This window comes from Psychrobacter sp. YP14 (assembly GCF_003209315.1).
Taxonomy (GTDB): Bacteria; Pseudomonadota; Gammaproteobacteria; order Pseudomonadales; family Moraxellaceae; genus Psychrobacter; species Psychrobacter raelei.
In genome coordinates this window covers 2,132,973-2,151,948 of record NZ_CP029789.1, presented here as the reverse complement: position 1 = coordinate 2,151,948, position 18,976 = coordinate 2,132,973, and the positions used below count along the sequence as shown (strand labels likewise).

Sequence of the window (18,976 nt, the reverse complement as noted above, 5' to 3'; positions counted from 1 at the left end):
ATATCATAAGCTGTGCTTTGGTGAGTGTTAAAGCAACATCCTATTGTTTGACATGATGAGCATAAGCTTGGTTTTATCCAATGAGTTTTAGCCGATGGCTAGTTGGTTAAGTAAAGTAGCAACATCAGCTTACATAAAGCATTTTGGTCTAGCCTTGATTGTTGCCTATAATCTAGACGAAGGCGTATCTTGCTTTTTTGAGTCACGGCATGGCACTGGGAATTTTTTTGTCGCGTAACATTTACTGATATAACCCAAAGCTACTGATATAACCCAAAGCCTAACACTGCAACATTGCTAAGATAGCTCACACAATTTTAGGATGGCTTGGATGCTATTGGCCTTTTGCTGCTTTATTTGATTTCACTATTTTTACTGTTAATAATGTTTACTTTTAATAATAAGACTGTCTATATGCTAAAAAATATTTCTACTGATACCCTCACCTCGACGACCCAGACCTTGTCCAAAGCGGGCCATGTCTTGGTAAATAAGCTGGGGCCCAAAGCGCCACTTGCTGTCTCATTACTCGGTCTAATGGGCATGACTCAGATTGCCTGTGCGCAGCTGTCTTTTCAAGAAAACACTCAAAACTATGCCAATGACACCAGCATCAATTATTTTAATGAAGCTATGGCAGCAGGTGATCGTAAAGACTCTGGCGCCTTGTATCAGTATGAGCAAATGATGGGCAATGGCTTATTTGCTATGTATCCGGCCTATTGGCGCTTGAACAATGATTTATCGACCTTAAACCCTGCTGTGGTGACTCAGTTTGCCAAGCAGTATGCCGGTAGCGTTATGGCTGAGAAATTGACCGCTGACTATGCTGAGGTCAAAGCGCAGGCGGGGGATTACAACGCTGTGCGTCAAGTGGCCAACTATGTCCATAATCCTGATGACAGTGAAAAATGTGCGGTGGCCTTGGGTTTCAATAATGGCGGTGATGCCATGCGTGCCATGTCGCTTAAGACTGAGGTGTGGCTCACCACCAAAAAACAAGCGGCCCTGTGTTCGCAATTGGCGACAGAGATGAACAACAACCCTATGATTAGCAATAATGATCGCAAAGAGCGGTTACTGCGCATGCTAAGGGTGGGCAGTACCGGTGATATTATGATCCTATCACAGTCGCTCGGCACGCCCATTGCCTATAGTGAGCTGAGCGAAATTCAGCTTAATCCTACTGGATTTATTAGCCGCTTTGCTAGTCTGCCCAATAGCGTAAAAAATCAATATTTATATCTTTATGCCATTGGTCGTATCGCCGATAAATCTTATCGAGAGGCGGCCATTCAAGTAGATTATGATATCAACCAAGACAACAACCGTGCTCAGAAGTTGCTGAACGAAGAGACACGCCATTATGCCTATCGTATTGTGGGTGTGAAGCGTATGAACTACAACACCGATGATGGCTTTAATGATGAAGCGGTGACATGGTTTCGTAAAAGTTTGGGCGTAAGCTTTAACTATGAAGAGGCAGAAGACTATGCCATGGCAGCCATCCGCTTTAGCCAATGGGATGACTTAATCCATGCCCTTGGTACGATGGATAATGCCACTCAAAAAGAGAATATCTGGCAGTACTGGTTGGCTCGTGCTTACGAACAAGTGGGTGATAGCAGCAAAAAAAGCTTAGCGCGCCAGATGTATCAGCGCTTGGCCAATAGCAGCGATTACTACGGCTTGCTTGCAAAGGATAAAGTGGGCCAACGCTTTAATGCCGGCTCTACCGCTTTACCTAACGTTTCAAGCGGTGATACCGCACGTATGCTTAATGATCCGCATTTTGCCCGTGCCTTTGCGCTTTATAATTCAAGCGCCAGCCGTACTTATGCCAACCGTGAATGGAACTGGGCGGTAAAAAAAGCGCGTGACAACAAGGATAATAAATTGATTTTAGCTGCTGCAAAATATGCCCACGATATGGGCTGGCTAGATCGTTCTATTTATGCCATTGACAATACGGATGGTTTAGATGCTTTTAGTCTGTCACACCCTATGCCGCACCAGAGTGAAGTGGTGACTTACAGTCGTCAAGTCGGTATTGACCCAGCTTGGGCATATGGCATCATGCGCCAAGAAAGCCGCTTTGTCAGTAATGCTCGCTCAGGTGTGGGCGCCAGTGGCTTAATGCAAATCATGCCCGATACTGCCAAATACATTGCTCGCAATCTGGGTGAGACTTATAGCGCCACTCGTGCCAATACTGGGGATACCAATATTCGCTATGGCACCTGGTACATGAGTGATATCATGGGCAAATTGTATAATCAGCCAGTACTGGCCACCGCTGGCTATAATGCTGGCCCCAATAAGGCCAAGCGCTGGCAGCCTGTGTATGGCTCATTGGCGGCCGATCAATATGTAGAGACCATCGCTTATCCTGAGACTCGAAACTATGTCAAACGGGTCATGGAGAATGCCACCATTTATAGCAGTTTGCTTGGCGCTAACATGCCTATCACTCAGCGTATGGGGACGGTTCCTGCTGGCTATTAATCGTGCCAAACAGCGTTCAAGATAAAGGGATGCAACCAGAAGTGATGTGGTGTCAAATATTTATCTTCTGGTTTGGCATAATTAGGTTTGAGCAAAATTTTGAAAGGTGCTACACTTTTACCGCGCTAAATTTTGAGCTTTAATTGGATTGACCCTTTGATAAAAGACCAGTTAAAGACAAGCTTTGGCGGATAAATGGATGGCATAAGCCAAACTCTTATTAGTTATTACAAATAGTCGTTAATTCCAAATTAGGTGCGTTTGGCGAACTGACAAGCCGTAACGGCTGCATTAAGTTTGCCAATACTGTGGTGTTAAAGTGGTGCTTTTATTGATTTTTTACTGATATTTTAACAATAGACTCAAAATTTAAATAACAGCATTGCTGCTAAAGAATAGTTGCCTAAGTATGACGAGTAAGTCATAACCATTATAATAACCTCACTAAATCACTAGGAGAATTAAATGAAACAACCTGTTCGCGTTGCCGTTACTGGTGCTGCTGGTAATATTAGCTATGCTATGCTGTTTCGTATTGCTTCAGGCGAAATGCTAGGTAAAGATCAGCCTGTTATTCTACAGCTTTTAGAAATCACACCAGCACTTGACGCCCTAAAAGGGGTTGTTATGGAGCTTGAAGATTGTGCTTTCCCACTGTTAGCGGGCGTGGTACAAACTGACGATGCTACTGTTGCATTTAAAGACGCAGACTACGCTTTATTGGTAGGTGCACGTCCTCGTGGTCCAGGCATGGAGCGTAAAGACTTACTTGAAGCCAACGCTGCTATCTTCTCAGCTCAAGGTAAAGCCTTAAACGAAGTAGCCAGCCGTGATGTTAAAGTATTGGTTGTGGGTAACCCAGCGAACACCAACGCTTTAATTGCTCAGCGTAACGCACCAGATCTAGACCCACGTAACTTCACTGCTATGACTCGTCTTGACCACAACCGTGGTATGGCGCAGCTTGCTGAAGAGACCAACAGCACCGTAAATGATGTTAAGAAAATGATCATTTGGGGTAACCACTCTTCAACTCAGTACCCAGATCTAACTGAGTGTACAGTGAACGGTAAGCCAGCTTTAGAACAAGTAGACCGTGACTGGTACGAAAACAGCTATATCCCAAGCGTTCAAAAACGTGGCGCAGCCATCATTGAAGCGCGTGGTGCTTCATCAGCTGCTTCTGCTGCTAACGCTGCCATTGCTCACATGCGCACTTGGGCACTAGGTACTGATGAGAACGATTGGGTATCTATGGGTGTTTACTCACAAGGTGAGTACGGCATCGCTAAAGGTCTAATCTACTCATTCCCATGTACTTGCAGCAATGGCGATTGGAAAATTGTTGAAGGTCTAGACACCTCATCTGACTTCTCACAAGAAAAAATGAAAGCCACTGAGCAAGAGCTTAGCGAAGAGCGTGACGCAGTAGAGCACTTACTTCCATAGTCAGCCAGCTAGAGGCTTAATTTAATTTTAAGCCCTGATTTAAGCCTATTTGTTACCAAAAAAACCTGTAATCCAATTACAGGTTTTTTTATGGGCGTTTGAGAGGTTTAAAAATAGATGACAAATAACAGCCTTGGTTTACATAACAGTAAAGCTTCTAAATAGTAATAGCACAGTACCTCAAGCAGACTTTGCTACAATGATAGCGTGAACGATAGCGTGGAAAACAATTAGACCAAGGATTGCGTAGCAAGCCAAAAATAACAAACCAAATGTAAGTTTTAAGGAGACCATATGTTAGGCGAACCAGAATACACCATCAACGATTTATTTGCTCAATTGGGCCTAGATAGCTCTGATGAAGCCATTGATAAGTTTATTGCTGAACACCCACTAGATAAGAATACTTCATTGACAGATGCAGATTTTTGGACAGAGTCACAGCGCGCTTTTTTGAAAGAAGAGTGGAAGCTAGATGCCGCTTGGGTAGAAATTATAGATGATCTTAATGTTCGCTTACATCCTACCGCTTAATGCCTCAGATTTGAATTTTGCCTACAGGCAAGCAAAAAAAGGACGCCTTAATATTAGGCGTCCTTTTTTTGTGACGTTTTAACGCATACATCTGGCTTAACTGATATATCTCATCAGGTAATGATGGGCGTGATTAACGTAAGGTGGTCTCAAACGATGCTTGAGTATATCCATTGCTCGTGGTACCAAAGGAGGTAGCACCTGCACCATACGTAGCACGTTGAATGCCCACTTCTGAAGATACGGTAGTTGCACCAGCTCTAAATAAAGAGCTGTCATTTTTGTACAAAGTATTATAACGATTGAGCACTCTTTGAACGTAATTACGCGTCTCTCTAAACGGAGGCACACCGCCATATTTATCCACATTGCCTTCACCTGCATTATAGCCTGCTAAGATGTGCTCAATCTTGCCATTAAAGCGCTTACTTAACCAAGCCACATATTTGGCTGCGCCTTCAATATTCTCTGCAGGATTCCAAGCATTTATGACCGAAAAGCGGCGGGCAGTGGCTGGCATAAGCTGCATCAAGCCTTGAGCGCCAACAGGAGAACGGGCGTTGGGGTTAAAAGAGGATTCGGTATGCATCATGGCTTTTAATAGGCCAGGATCAATACCATTTCGATTGGCAGAGGCCAAAATATAATGGTCATAGGCATTGTTGCCTGAGCCAATAGTATTTAGGTTTGAGCTGCTGTTATTACTATTATTACTGTAATAACTGGGTGGATTAAGGGTTAGGGTATTGGATTGCATAAGGGTGTCAGTTTGCGACGCGGGGGCGTAAGTGACTTGTACCTTCTTGGCGAACTTACTGTTATCTGAAGGTTTTACATTGGTCAATAAAACCTGCCCTGAATCATCCTTGTAGACGTACATGTTGCCTGCATGAGCGCTCAATAAGGGAGAGGCGCATAATAACGTTGTGGCAACCAAACTGGCTGAACGAGCTAAAACTGTATTTAACAATTCAGTCATAAGTATTTTCACTTTTTAGAGGCTATATAATTTTTTATGGTAAGGCAGTAGGAAGGGGCAAGTGCTATATCAGACACTGCCTGCACTTAGCTTTTAAGCAAGCCACTAAAACTTGCTTAATCCATAAACCTGCTTAATTCATAAGTTAATTACTAAGGTAAACATAAAATAAGCCAGCGTAATATAGCACTAATAAAATGTGATATCTAACGGTTAGTGGCTTTGGTATCTTATCAACAGCAGTTTAGAAAGAATAAGTAATATTGTTACTAAATATCTTCTGATATATAACTTGGCCTGATATTAGGGCGCGTTAATCCTCACTTTTTGAGCGTTTTTATAGTATAGCAGCTAAAAATATCGGCACCCATACCGCAGTGACTAAGCCATTTACCGCCAGTCCAAAGGCGGCATAGCGCCCAGCAGTATGGCTAATTTGCCACGCCTCTACCGTACCAAAGGCATGAGCTGCCAAACCCAGTGCCAAGCCTTTGGCTCGATCGTCTTGTACGTTTTTGAACAACACACGAGCCACAGCGCCACCAAGCAAACCAGAGACGATGATGATTAAGTTGGCTAAGGCCAAAGGTGCTTTAATAATTTCGGCCACACTTAGCCCAATAGGGGTGGTCACCGAACGCGTTGCGAAGGCTAAAATAGTATCGTGACTCAGTGAGAAGCCATAAGCCATAGACATAGGCAGTAGGGCACCTACCAAGCTTGCGATCACCACTATGATGCTAAGTTTTTTTACTGGTAAGCCAGAAAAATTCATCGTAGCTAAAGGAATGGCGAGTAGTACGGTCACATAGCCCAATAAATGATCAAAAACCGGCTTGGCCACAGCATAATAATGATCGTAATCCCAACTAAATAGATATAAAAATACCAGTACCAGTACCAAGGCTGTGATGACCATGGGCAGCCCTGAGATGCGCTTGGATAAGATACGTGCCATCACATGTGCCACTAAAGTGAGAACAAAAGCGGCAAGTACAGTCAACAACGTGGTGCCTTCAGGCATTTGATTGAGTAAAGTCATAGCTTGAGGCCTTATTTTGATTGAGTAGAAGAGGTGTTGGTATCGCTCTCATTAGAGCCCTCAGGCTGACGGCTTAACCAATAGTTGGCGAGTCGTGCCAAGCCCCATAAGGGCAGTAAGGTGCTCACTACCATGGTCACTATAATACCCAAAAGCTCATCACCAAGCCCAAACATTAACAGACCAGCGCCAGCCGATACTGGCAAAAAAGCAAACCCACTATCCACCAACAATGTATTGCTGGCCGGAGTAAGCCACTCAGGTAGCCCCCGAGTAAAACGCCACAGCATTAGCAGCAAAAATAAAGTAATCAGCCCCACAATATTCGCTGCACTGGGATAGCCTAACATTTGACAGACCCATACTGAGCCTTCTCGAATACTAATGACGACCGCTAAGGTGAGTAAGATTGCCACAGGCAAGGGCAGTGTTTTTTTGACAGCAGAGGGCATGGCTCATCCTTTATTTTGGCTATGGCCTAATGTAGAGCAAGCTTACATAAGCAAGATACAGGCGCAACTATAAATTTTTGGCAGGGCGTAATATCCTGATATAGCTAATAAATGCTACTCAATGTTTAATTATAATACACCATTATTGCTGATGCACGACACGCTATCCTCGCGCCTTTAATCTAAATTGATCACAGACAGCTATGTTAAGTCTGAATCTATAAGCTCTGGCAGGGTTTGGTAAGCTTGAGGTTTGTGAGCATATTCCGCCAATATTTTGTATCAATGCTTTAATATTATTTAATATTGTTAGCCAGATTAATTGAATTTTTGACAAAAAAATAGGAGCCTAAAGGCTCCTATGTTGGACGTCATCATCACTTGGTCAAGACAAAATAAAAAGCTTAGCGCAGAATATCATCGTCTTCAGACCAATCTGCTGCTGGCTCAAAATCAGGCGCCTCAAAGTCTGCCTCTAAATCCAGTAGGGCGGCTTTGGCTTCTTGATCGGCTTTTAGCTGTTTTTCAAAAGGCTCAAGAGTAGGTATCAGCAGCTCAGCTTGGTCTTTAGGCAGCACTGAGAGAGGATCAATATTGGCTTGACCCAACAATTGCTGCAACTTATCAGAGGGCAGACGTAGGGTAAGTACTTCATGGCCCTGCTCATCATAGCTTTCTTGTTCTACCACATCCAAGCGGTATAGCTCATTTTTTAGATTGCCGGCATTGAAGGGTAGGGTGATCTCAAACGTGTTGAGTTTACCGGTCAATAACTGCTGTACGGCAGTGTGCAGCATACTCATGCCAAGGTCAGCCTTAGCGGAGACATACACACGACTGGGCACGCCAGGACCACTATAGTTAATTTGTGCCGGCTCACCAGTGATATCAATCTTGTTGTAGACATTGAGCACAGGCACATGGTTATCAATTTCGCTCAATACCTCTTTTACTGCTTTGATTTGCTCATGCATGTCGGGGCTTGAAGAGTCAATCACATGTAATAACAAGTCAGCCTCTAGCGTCTCCTCCAAAGTTGCATGGAATGACTCTACCAACTCGTGCGGTAAATGACGCACGAAACCTACCGTATCGACCAAGACCACTCGGCCCACGCCTTGCCAGTCCATACGTCTTAAAGTAGGATCTAAGGTCGCAAAAAGCTGGTCAGCAGCATAAATATCCTCATCAACCAAGCGGTTAAATAAAGAGGACTTGCCGGCGTTGGTATAGCCCACCAATGAGATGGTCAATACATCTGATTTTTGACGCTTGGCTCGGCCTTGTGCTCGGGTCTGTTTGACTTTATCGAGGCGTGCTTTTAACTGAGACACTCGAATTTGTAGCAAGCGTCTATCGGTTTCAAGCTGGGTTTCACCTGGTCCGCGTAGACCAATCCCCCCTTTTTGACGCTCCAAATGGGTCCAGCCGCGTACTAGGCGGGTCGCCAAGTGGTTAAGCTGAGCCAATTCCACCTGCAATTTACCTTCATAAGTACGGGCACGCTGAGCGAAAATATCCAAAATTAGACCAGTACGATCTAAGACGCGGCATTGCAGCAAGGTCTCTAAGTTACGCTCTTGTGAAGGCGTCAAACTGTGGTTAAAAATAACAATATCTGCCTCAAGCGCCTGTACCTGCTCGGCAATCTCTTGTGCTTTACCACTACCAATAAAATACTTAGCATCCGGCTTCTGTCTTGACCCTGTGATGACCGCCAATTGCTGCGCACCTGCAGAGTCTACCAATAATTTAAATTCCTCTAAATCATCAGGGTCTGCGATTTGTCTAACCTCTAAGTGTACTAAGATGGCGCGTTCGCCACCTTCATGTCTACCAAAATAATCCAAAAATATTCACCTGTGTTGTCAATTTAAATGGTCTTGTTACCAAAATGGTTATTGTAACGAAAAGCTTGGTTGTTTGTTTATGCTGCGCTGTTTGTTAAAGCTGATTTGTTTGTGTAAAAAGTCACTTTAAAGAATCTAGCAGCCTAAGTGTCTTGGCTTTTATTTACTGGGCTTGCCGATGTCTATGTCATAACTACTGCGATTTTATAATGCGCTATAGACTATTAATGACGCTATTTACTCCAAATTAAAAGGGGTAGTGCGCAAAATAATACAAATATCAGACCCAGCTTAAGTTATTGCTACAAAACCAGTGAACGATTGATTACTGATTGGGTTATATTTGCTATAATCTGCCTTCATCAAAATCCGCTAAGGTAGTTGCTTTAGCGAATCGATAAACTACCCAAATAGCCCAGCAGATAAGGATAGCTAAGCACACACAAAGCCTGGTGCATCAATACGGGTCTAATCAAGCTTTGAATAAACTATTTTCCTTTATAAATAAAAGCCATAGCATAATTCATAGGGCTAATCTAAGGTCATTAAAGGCACTATCATGAAATACACATCAAAATTGGGACAAGCGTTAAAGCAGACAGTGCAGCGCAATACCAAACGCAGTAAAACTGTGGTGGGCTTGGTAGATACTGTCATCGGTGGTTACCGAGCTGCTACCAAGATTGGCGCTTGGCGTGAGCCGCCACGTGACATATTACCTAAATATATCCAAGCATTTTGTCGCAAGTCAGCGCGTGCGCTGGGGGTAGAAATTGTAGAGGTTGAGCCACTACCCAAGACTCACGCGCTTTGGGTTTCAAACCACGTGTCTTGGATGGACATTCCGGTCATTGGTAGTGTCAGTCCCGCATTTTTCTTGTCTAAAGCAGAAGTTGAAAAGATGCCACTAATGGGACCGCTGGCAAGAGTGGCGGGGACTTTGTTTATTAACCGTGGCTCAGGCGATGCGTCAACGGTAGCAGAGCAGATGACGACCTTCTTAAAAAAAGGCTACTCGGTGGTGTTTTTCCCTGAAGCGACCACCACAGATGGCAAAAAAATAAAAAGAATACATGGCAAACTTTTGCAGTCTGCAATAGATGCCAATAAACCTGTACAGCCGGTGGTGCTGTGTTATGTCAATAGTAAAGGCGAGCTTGATGACACCGTACCTTATTATGGGGGTATCAGCCTTAAGCAGAGTCTGATGGGCGTAATAGATGGCGAAACAGTGACCGCTTATGTGTTGCCATTAGCTGAGTTAAGCACCACAGGCAAAACCCGTTCTCAGCTTACCGACGAGCTACAAAAGCATATGCAACAAGGTTTACAGGAGCTACACAGCCGAGTGCTGACCCAGCAGCCTAAAGCCGATTAAGCTGAGAGTTGCACAATTATCCTGCCAACCTTGAAGACTAAAGTGAACAGTATAGAACGTATGGTCAGATAAAGTGTGGTAGGATAATTATCACAAACCCCATCAAATTAAGTAAAAGTGTCACATAAAAAGTAGGCATAAAAGATATAGTATCTAGAAGATTAAAAGGCGTGACAGGTCAATTGATCAAGATTGTATTCATATATTTGTCTTCATATATTAAGTTACGGTAGGCGTTATGCTAACCTCTAACTTGAGCATTTAATGCGGGTATGATTGAGTATCAACATGACATCGTGCGCCATCCGAAAGATTTGAACAAGGACTTTTATGACCGACCACGCCTCACCGACACCCACCTCGCAAGACAAAATCTCTGGCCGAACCTTGCCACATCGCTTAAGAAAGCATAAAGTAAGCCAGCTGTTACCCAAGCCTGTGACCACTCAGTTTAAACGGGCACAGATACTCAAAGGCATGACCACCACTATGGTGAACGGCTATCGTGCCATTACCAAGATTGATGGCTGGAGCGATGAGCCCAAGCGTGATAAGGTGCTGCGCTACAATCAGATATTTTGTGGCAAAATGGCAGAGGCCTTTAACATTAAAGTGGTGGCAGTTGAACCCATGCCAAATACTCAAGGCTTGTGGGCTGGCAATCATGTGTCTTGGATGGATATCCCCGTGATGGGCAGTGTGGTGCCCGCTTTTTTCTTATCAAAAGCAGAAGTTGAGTCTATGCCTGCTTTTGGCAATTTAGCCCGAGCTTGTGGCTCGCTATTTATCAAACGCGGCTCTGGGGATTCGGGTAAGGTAGCCGGTCAAATCACTGAGTTTTTGGAAAAAGGCCACTCGGTACTGTTTTATCCAGAGGGCACCACTACGGATGGTAGCCGTATCAAATCTTTGTATGGTAAGTTGCTGCAAGCGGCGATAGATGCCAATAAGCCGGTACAGCCTTTGGTAGTTTGTTATGTGAATGCACAAGGTGAGCTGGATGATAAGATACCTTTTGTTGGAGATACCTCCTTTACCAAGAGCTTCTTAACGGTGATGGACTGTGAGCAGGTCACCGCCTACATTCTACCTCTTGATCCGATTAGCACCACAGATAAAAGCCGAGATGAGCTTACTGAGGAGCTATACCAGCATATGCAGCAAGGTTTGGAAACCCTAAAAGCTCGAGTACTCAAAGCTTAACGATAAATTGGCTTGACTGAAATTAAGTGACTGAAGCTAAGTGACTGAAGCTAATTCATTAAACCTCAGCTCAGTTAAGATGCTCAGTTAAATCAGTCGGTTAACTCAATAAGTAAGACCAATAAGTAAGACCAAACGCTGCATAATAAAAAAGCTCTCAATCACTGATTGAGGGCTTTTTTTGTGCCGCTATCGGTTTATGTTGCTTAGGGTGACGGGTTGGGCTGCTGAGTATGCACCGCCTCAATGGCCTGCAACACATCATCACTTAGCTCAATATCAACACTGTCAATATTAGACTTCAACTGCTCAATAGAGGTGGCACCAATGATATTACTGGTCACAAAATGACGGCTGTTCACGAAGGCTAAGGCCATTTGTGCCATATCTAGACCGGCATCTGTAGCGATACGCGCATATTGCTCAGTGGCCCACTTGGCTTCGTCATTGATGTAACGTTGGAAGCGGTCATACATGGTTAGACGTGCGCCCTCAGGCTGTTTACCGTCTAGGTATTTACCAGATAATACCCCAAAGCCAAGCGGTGAGTAGGCAAGCAGACCGACATTCTCACGATGGGCCACCTCTGCCAATCCAACCTCATATAAACGATTCAATAAGCTATAAGGGTTTTGGACTGTGATGGGACCTTTTAAGCCATTTTTCTCAGCTTCCCACAAATAGCGCATAACGCCCCAAGCGGTATCGTTGGAGAGTCCCCAAGCTCTAATGCGGCCTTTTTTAATCTCGTCATTTAAGGCCTCGATGGTCTCTAAAAATGGAGTGAGCTGAGATAAATCTTGCTGCGCCATCTGTTCGGTATAGCCGCGGGTGCTAAAAAAGTTAGTCTGACGCTCAGGCCAATGTAGTTGGTACACATCGATATGATCGGTTTGCAACCGCTTTAAGTTGCCATCGATTGCGTCACTGATGTGTTTGGCATTAAAACGGGTTTGACCGTCGCGTAAGAAATCCATGGGAGAGATTTTACTGGCCAAAATCACCTCATTACGCTTTTTGGTCTTGGCAAACCAAGTGCCGATAAAACGCTCGGTATCCCCTTGTTTTTCTTTGGCAGGCGGTGAGGGATACATCTCTGCTGTATCCCAGAAGTTCACGCCTTCGCTTAATGCAAAGTCCATTTGTTGATGCGCCTGATCTTCGGTATTTTGCTGACCCCAAGTCATGGTGCCCAAGCAAATTTTGGAAACCTTGTCACCAAGTTGTGGGAGGGTGGTGTATTTCATAATCGATACCTTTTTCGTGGTTGTATGTTTTATTAGCGGTTTAGCTATACCCAAATAGGCCACATGATTGATGCCTTTATTTAGATCAGTTGCATCACATTAATTGCACGGCCACTTGACCTGGCGGAGTCACTTTAAATATCTGAACTTTAAACAGTAGCGATTGACCGGCTAAGGGATGGTTGAAATCCACTTCAACGTCTTCTTGGGTCACTTTGCTAATAACGCCTGGTAAGGTGTTTTTTCCCTTGTCCTCAAACTCAATCATCATACCCACTTCAGGATTGGCTTCAGTCAATGCAAATTGAGTGCGGCTAAAGGTCTGTACATTATCTTTGTTCCACTCGCCAAAAGCTTGCTCCGGCTCTAAATGCGCTGTACGGGTATCACCGGCACGCAAGTTATTAAGTACATTCTCAAAGCCTGGCAGTAAGCTTTCATCGCCTATGATTAAACGTACCGGCTCTGGGCGGCTAAAGGTAGAGTCAATAACCGTTCCATTTTCTAAAGCCACCTCAAAGTGTAGCGCTACTTGGCTGCCTTGGGTGATGCGGGTGTCTTGGTTTGGATTAATGAAATCTGCGGCGGTATTATTTGAATTACTCATGGGCAATCACTTATTTATCAGAGATGGGAGAAATTAAAAGAGTTGTGTACAGGGGCTTTATAATAAGGATATAAAGACTAAGGGGCTGATTAAAACGATGTGCTTAGTTTATCACAAACCACGAATCACATCGTAGTAGGCTAGGGTAAATGGCTGTGGCGCCAATCTTAAAATACTGGCTTTTTTGTAACGGTCTAAATAGCAGTATCCGATATGACTTCACGAGGCTGAAGTCATTGATATGACTTGTTATGGCTGCAAAGTGGTCACGAATAGATCCAGATTTAGTATACAAGGTGAGTGGCACAAAAAACTTATATTACAGCTTAGCCCTTGAAAGTTATTAAAAGTGACCTAAAATAGGCAGCCTAACATTGATTTATTGTCCATTATAAGCGTCAATACGTACTTGAGTGTTTTACAATAAGTCTATATAATATAGTGTCCGAAAAATGGGTAAGCTATCGTAGCAGTTTTTAGGAAACAATAAGACGATAAGCTTCTTTTAGAGAAACTTAATGTTCTATTGGCTCCAAACCGTAGCGAGGGCTTAGTAACCCATTTTTTTGTATTTAATAAACGGGAGAAGGATGCCTTATGGCAACAACTAACCAATTGATTCGTAAGGGTCGTAAAGTATTAAAGGAAAAGTCTGGTGTTCCTGCTTTACAAGCGTGCCCACAACGCCGTGGTGTATGTACTCGCGTATATACTACCACTCCAAAAAAACCAAACTCAGCCATGCGTAAAGTATGCCGTGTACGCTTAACTTCAGGTTATGAAGTATCAAGCTACATCGGTGGTGAAGGCCATAACTTACAAGAGCACAGCGTTGTACTAATCCGTGGTGGTCGTGTTAAAGACTTACCAGGTGTACGTTACCACACTGTTCGCGGCGCACTTGACTGTGCAGGCGTTAAAGACCGTAAGCAAGGTCGCTCTAAATATGGTGCTAAAAAGCCTAAGGCTTAATTAGCAAATTACTAAATAACATGCATGGGCTTGGTGTCTCATCAATAGACATACCACCATGCAGTAAGGCTGGCTGGTAACCACTTAATTATTAACTCATATTTTATATATGGTTATGAATGCCAGACAACCCTGAAGACAAGGAAATTTATTATGCCAAGACGTCGCGTCGTCGCTACCCGTGAGATCCTACCGGATCCTAAATTTGGTAGCCAAACCATCGCTAAATTCATCAACCACGTAATGGTTGATGGCAAAAAATCTACCGCTGAACGTATTGTTTACGGTGCATTAGAGCAAGTTGCTGAGAAACGTAACATCGAAGATCCAGTTGCATTCTTTGAAGAAGTACTTGAAAACGTTCGCCCAATGGTTGAAGTGAAAGCTCGCCGTGTTGGTGGTGCAACCTATCAAGTTCCTATGGAAGTACGCCCCTCCCGTCGTACAGCTTTAGCGATGCGTTGGCTTGCCGATGCTGCTTCTAAGCGTTCTGAAAAATCAATGGCACACCGTCTAGCTGGTGAGCTAGGTGATGCTTCAGAAGGTAAAGGCAGTGCTGTTAAAAAGCGTGACGAAGTTCACCGCATGGCAGATGCTAACAAAGCATTCTCACACTACCGCTTCTAATTTTAGCGATAATGCTGCTTAATCATTGGCTTAAGTTCTCTATAAAGTGGGCTTAAGCCATCGTCAAAGGCAGTGCAATATACATTCAGAATTGGGCCATTAAGAACCTCGGTTAATAATGGCTTCCTGCAAGATAAGTAACAAAGTTACATAAATTATGGTTTGCTTTGGTGCCTAATTTGGTAAATTAGAGCAGACGATATGAGAAGTACCCGTTAAGTTTTTGATAAGTGCTGGTGAGTTGGGACAACTGCCTTAAAACACAGTCAGTTTTCTTCTAACTAATCGATGGCTCATCAATTGGTACACAGCAGACTGATGTTTATATGGCAATCAGTATTTGTATCATAAAAATGTCATCTTAAAAAGCTATTGTAGCCTCCTGCCTATCATCAACTCATAGAACGAAATAAATTATAAAGACATTCCATTAGGAAAAAATTATGGCACGTGCAACCCCCCTAAACCGATATCGTAATATTGGTATTTCAGCACACATTGATGCTGGTAAAACAACCACAACTGAACGTATCTTATTCTATACCGGTGTGAGCCACAAAATTGGTGAAACTCACGAAGGTTCAGCAACCATGGACTGGATGGAACAAGAACAAGAGCGTGGTATCACTATTACCTCAGCTGCGACCACTTGTTTCTGGTCAGGTATGGGTCAACAGTTCCCACAGCACCGCATCAACATCATTGACACCCCAGGCCACGTTGACTTCACAATTGAAGTAGAACGTTCAATGCGTGTACTTGATGGTGCATGTATGGTTTATTGTGCGGTTGGTGGTGTACAGCCTCAGTCTGAGACTGTATGGCGTCAGGCTAACAAATATAAAGTACCTCGTTTAGCGTTCGTTAACAAAATGGACCGCGTTGGTGCTGATTTCTACCGTGTTAAAGAACAAGTTAAAACTCGCCTAGGCGGTAACCCAGTTGCTATGGTTATCCCAATTGGTAAAGAAGATGACTTTGAAGGTGTTATTGACTTAATCACCATGAAAGCTATCTACTGGGATGTTGAATCTCTAGGTATGAAGTATGAAGAGCGTGAGATTCCTGAAGAGCTTCAAGAAAAAGCTGAAGAGTATCGCAGTGAGCTTGTAGAAGTAGCTGCTGAAGCTAACGAAGACTTGATGAATAAGTACTTAGAAGGCGAAGAGCTAACTGAAGACGAAATTCATGAGGCTATCCGTCAGCGTACTATTAATAACGAAATCATTCCAATGTACTGTGGTACTGCCTTCAAAAACAAAGGCGTACAAAAGATGTTGGATGCCGTTATTCAATATATGCCAGCACCTCAAGACGTACCTGCTATTAAAGGTATCCTTGATGACAAAGCAGAAACTGAAGGCACTCGTGAAGCGTCTGATGATGCGCCATTTGCTGCCCTTGCGTTCAAAATCATGAACGACAAATTCGTTGGTAACTTAACCTTCGTACGTGTTTACTCAGGTGTTATCAAGCAAGGTGAGAGCGTTTATAACCCAGTTAAGATGAAGCGTGAGCGTATCGGCCGTATCGTACAGATGCATGCTGACTCACAGCAAGAGCTTGACGAAATCCGTGCCGGTGACATCGCTGCCCTAGTTGGTATGAAAGATGTTGGTACTGGTGACACGCTATGTGATGAAAAAGAAATCATTACTCTTGAGCGTATGGAGTTCCCAGAGCCAGTAATCAGTCTAGCTGTTGAGCCTAAGACTAAAGCTGACCAAGAAAAAATGTCTATCGCTCTTGGCCGTTTGGCTAAAGAAGATCCTTCATTCCGTGTTCATACCGATGAAGAATCAGGTCAGACTATCATCAGTGGTATGGGTGAGCTTCACTTAGAAATCCTTGTTGACCGTATGAAGCGTGAATTCAAGGTTGAAGCTAACATCGGTGCACCACAAGTTGCTTACCGTGAAACTATCCGCGGTACAGTTGAGCAAGAAGGTAAATTTGTTCGTCAGACAGGTGGTCGTGGTAAGTTCGGTCATGTGTGGTTAAAACTTGAGCCTCTAGATCTAGACTCAGGTGTTGATTACCAATTCGAAGAACAAGTAGTTGGTGGTGTTGTACCTAAAGAGTACCATGGCGCAGTTGATAAAGGTATTCAAGAGCGCATGAAGAACGGTATCCTTGCAGGTTACCCAATCGTTGGTGTTAAAGCGACATTATATGATGGTTCATACCATGATGTTGACTCTGACGAATTATCGTTCAAAATGGCCGGTTCTATTGCCTTCAAAAAAGGCTTCATGAACGCCAATCCAGTACTTCTTGAGCCTGTGATGAAAGTTGAAGTTGAGACTCCAGAAGAATACATGGGTGATATCATGGGCGATCTAAACCGTCGTCGTGGTATGGTTCAAGGTATGGACGATCTACCTGGTGGCACTAAACAAATCCGTGCTGAAGTACCATTAGCTGAAATGTTTGGCTATGCAACTAACGTACGTTCTATGTCTCAGGGCCGTGCAACATACTCAATGGAATTCCAAAAGTATGCTGAAACGCCTAAGTCTGTAGCCGAAGAGATTATGAAGAAATTCTCTGGCAAGGATGATGACGAAGAGTAGTCTTTGTTAGTTAAGTAGAGGGTAGGGAGAAGGGTGACTCAGTCAGCCTTCTCTATAAGAAGTTTAGATGAAGACAGGCTTTACCATTCCTTAGGGGAATGGGTTGTAATTAGTTGATGAATTTATAACCAATTACGTATCAAGGGCTTGTCATTGACTAAGGTTTTCTTATATCATTTACCACTGACTTGATCACCATTTTCAAGAATATTATTATCTGACAGTAGATAAATAACCTTAAGTTATTGCTCCCATCTGTCTTAATTGAATTTAGAATTAATAAGAGGATACACTCATGGCAAAGGCCAAGTTCGAACGTAACAAGCCGCACGTAAACGTCGGTACCATCGGTCACGTTGACCACGGTAAAACCACTCTAACAGCTGCTATCGCAACTGTAGCTGCAAAAACTTTTGGTGGCGAAGCCAAAGACTACGCTGCAATTGACTCAGCACCAGAAGAAAAAGCCCGTGGTATTACAATCAACACCTCACACATTGAGTATGACACTGCTGACCGTCACTACGCACACGTAGACTGCCCAGGTCACGCTGACTATGTTAAAAACATGATCACTGGTGCTGCTCAGATGGACGGTGCTATTCTAGTCGTATCAGCTACTGACGGCCCAATGCCACAAACTCGTGAGCACATCTTGTTATCACGTCAGGTTGGCGTACCATACATCATGGTATTCATGAACAAATGTGACATGGTTGACGACGAAGAATTACTAGAGCTAGTAGAAATGGAAGTACGTGAATTACTTTCAGACTACGACTTCCCAGGTGATGACACACCAATCATCAAAGGTTCAGCTTTAGAAGCACTAAACGGTAAAGATGGCAAATATGGTGAGCCAGCAGTTATCGAATTACTACAAACTCTAGACACTTACATTCCAGAACCTGAGCGTGACATCGATAAGCCATTCTTGATGCCTATCGAAGACGTATTCTCAATCTCAGGTCGTGGTACTGTTGTAACTGGCCGTGTTGAGTCTGGTATCGTTAAAGTTGGTGACGAGATTGAAATCGTTGGTATCCGTGACACTCAAAAAACCACCTGTACAGGTGTTGAGATGTTCCGTAAGCTACTAGACGAAGGTCGTGCTGGTGAGAACTGTGGTGTACTACTACGTGGTACTAAGCGTGAAGACGTACAACGTGGCCAAGTACTAGCTAAGCCAGGTTCAATCACTCCGCACACTAAGTTTGACGCTGAAGTATACGTACTGTCAAAAGAAGAGGGTGGTCGTCACACACCATTCCTAAACGGCTATCGTCCACAGTTCTACTTCCGTACAACTGACGTAACTGGTGCTATTTCTCTACAAGAAGGTACTGAAATGGTAATGCCAGGCGATAACGTTGAGATGAGCGTAGAGCTTATCCACCCAATCGCTATGGACAAAGGTCTACGTTTCGCAATCCGCGAAGGTGGCCGTACTGTAGGTGCTGGTGTTGTTGCTAACGTTAAAGACTAATCTCTTTAAGTGTTAATAACGCTATCAAGCAAAAAAACCGCCTCAATGAGGCGGTTTTTTTATGGGCAATTT

At 43.7% G+C, this 18,976-nt stretch carries 15 protein-coding genes; 9 read left to right on the top strand and 6 right to left on the bottom strand.

What is annotated here, in order from left to right; genetic code table 11:
- Window positions 1-414: 414 nt before the first annotated feature.
- The 3 genes from DLE54_RS08815 (at window position 415) to DLE54_RS08805 (ending at window position 4,488) form a co-directional block, all read left to right on the top strand.
- On the top strand, window positions 415-2,505 hold the full coding sequence (locus DLE54_RS08815; protein WP_110817370.1) for a lytic transglycosylase domain-containing protein: 2,091 nt from the start codon (window positions 415-417) through the stop codon (window positions 2,503-2,505).
- A gap of 465 nt (window positions 2,506-2,970) precedes the next feature.
- The gene (locus DLE54_RS08810) at window positions 2,971-3,954 is read left to right on the top strand and encodes a malate dehydrogenase (RefSeq protein ID WP_011961090.1); all 984 of its coding nucleotides are present in this window, start codon (window positions 2,971-2,973) and stop codon (window positions 3,952-3,954) included.
- 294 nt (window positions 3,955-4,248) lie between these two features.
- Complete coding sequence (locus DLE54_RS08805) at window positions 4,249-4,488, top strand: DUF2789 domain-containing protein (protein WP_110816901.1); 240 nt, start codon at window positions 4,249-4,251, stop codon at window positions 4,486-4,488.
- A 133-nt stretch (window positions 4,489-4,621) separates the two neighbouring features.
- Here DLE54_RS08805 and DLE54_RS08800 read toward each other — a convergent pair whose 3' ends face one another.
- The 4 genes from DLE54_RS08800 to hflX all read right to left on the bottom strand — a co-directional run bounded on the left by DLE54_RS08800 (window position 4,622) and on the right by hflX (window position 8,811).
- A complete protein-coding gene (locus DLE54_RS08800; RefSeq protein ID WP_011961088.1) occupies window positions 4,622-5,467 on the bottom strand; it encodes a lytic transglycosylase domain-containing protein in 846 nt (281 codons plus the stop codon).
- A gap of 337 nt (window positions 5,468-5,804) precedes the next feature.
- Complete coding sequence (locus DLE54_RS08795) at window positions 5,805-6,509, bottom strand: LrgB family protein (RefSeq protein ID WP_011961087.1); 705 nt, start codon at window positions 6,507-6,509, stop codon at window positions 5,805-5,807.
- A gap of 11 nt (window positions 6,510-6,520) precedes the next feature.
- Window positions 6,521-6,961 carry a CidA/LrgA family protein gene (locus DLE54_RS08790; protein ID WP_011961086.1) on the bottom strand — a complete coding sequence of 147 codons (441 nt, stop codon included), beginning with the start codon at window positions 6,959-6,961 and terminating at the stop codon, window positions 6,521-6,523.
- A gap of 404 nt (window positions 6,962-7,365) precedes the next feature.
- The gene (hflX, locus tag DLE54_RS08785; protein WP_110816900.1) at window positions 7,366-8,811 is read right to left on the bottom strand and encodes a ribosome rescue GTPase HflX; all 1,446 of its coding nucleotides are present in this window, start codon (window positions 8,809-8,811) and stop codon (window positions 7,366-7,368) included.
- Window positions 8,812-9,370: 559 nt separating this feature from the next.
- On the opposite strand from hflX, the gene DLE54_RS08780 reads away from it, so the two are divergent.
- Both DLE54_RS08780 and DLE54_RS08775 read left to right on the top strand, forming a co-directional pair.
- Window positions 9,371-10,189: a lysophospholipid acyltransferase family protein gene (locus tag DLE54_RS08780; RefSeq protein ID WP_110816899.1), complete on the top strand. Its 819-nt coding sequence runs from the start codon at window positions 9,371-9,373 to the stop codon at window positions 10,187-10,189.
- Between the two features lie 330 nt (window positions 10,190-10,519).
- Window positions 10,520-11,392 (top strand): lysophospholipid acyltransferase family protein, encoded by an 873-nt coding sequence (locus DLE54_RS08775; RefSeq protein WP_110816898.1) that lies wholly within the window; start codon window positions 10,520-10,522, stop codon window positions 11,390-11,392.
- 206 nt (window positions 11,393-11,598) lie between these two features.
- On the opposite strand, the gene DLE54_RS08770 is transcribed toward DLE54_RS08775, so the two are convergent.
- Together DLE54_RS08770 and DLE54_RS08765 are read right to left on the bottom strand one after the other, a co-directional pair.
- Complete coding sequence (locus DLE54_RS08770; RefSeq protein WP_011961082.1) at window positions 11,599-12,639, bottom strand: aldo/keto reductase; 1,041 nt, start codon at window positions 12,637-12,639, stop codon at window positions 11,599-11,601.
- 94 nt (window positions 12,640-12,733) lie between these two features.
- Window positions 12,734-13,246: an FKBP-type peptidyl-prolyl cis-trans isomerase gene (locus DLE54_RS08765; protein WP_110816897.1), complete on the bottom strand. Its 513-nt coding sequence runs from the start codon at window positions 13,244-13,246 to the stop codon at window positions 12,734-12,736.
- 597 nt (window positions 13,247-13,843) lie between these two features.
- Here DLE54_RS08765 and rpsL point away from each other — a divergent pair.
- The 4 genes from rpsL (at window position 13,844) to tuf (ending at window position 18,904) form a co-directional block, all read left to right on the top strand.
- Entirely contained in the window at window positions 13,844-14,218 is a 375-nt protein-coding gene (rpsL, locus tag DLE54_RS08760; RefSeq protein WP_011961080.1) for a 30S ribosomal protein S12, read from the top strand.
- Between the two features lie 153 nt (window positions 14,219-14,371).
- On the top strand, window positions 14,372-14,845 hold the full coding sequence (rpsG, locus tag DLE54_RS08755) for a 30S ribosomal protein S7 (RefSeq protein WP_011961079.1): 474 nt from the start codon (window positions 14,372-14,374) through the stop codon (window positions 14,843-14,845).
- Between the two features lie 443 nt (window positions 14,846-15,288).
- Window positions 15,289-17,418 carry an elongation factor G gene (gene fusA / locus DLE54_RS08750; protein ID WP_110816896.1) on the top strand — a complete coding sequence of 710 codons (2,130 nt, stop codon included), beginning with the start codon at window positions 15,289-15,291 and terminating at the stop codon, window positions 17,416-17,418.
- A 295-nt stretch (window positions 17,419-17,713) separates the two neighbouring features.
- Window positions 17,714-18,904 carry an elongation factor Tu gene (gene tuf, locus DLE54_RS08745; protein WP_011961077.1) on the top strand — a complete coding sequence of 397 codons (1,191 nt, stop codon included), beginning with the start codon at window positions 17,714-17,716 and terminating at the stop codon, window positions 18,902-18,904.
- The last annotated feature ends 72 nt before the right edge of the window (window positions 18,905-18,976 follow it).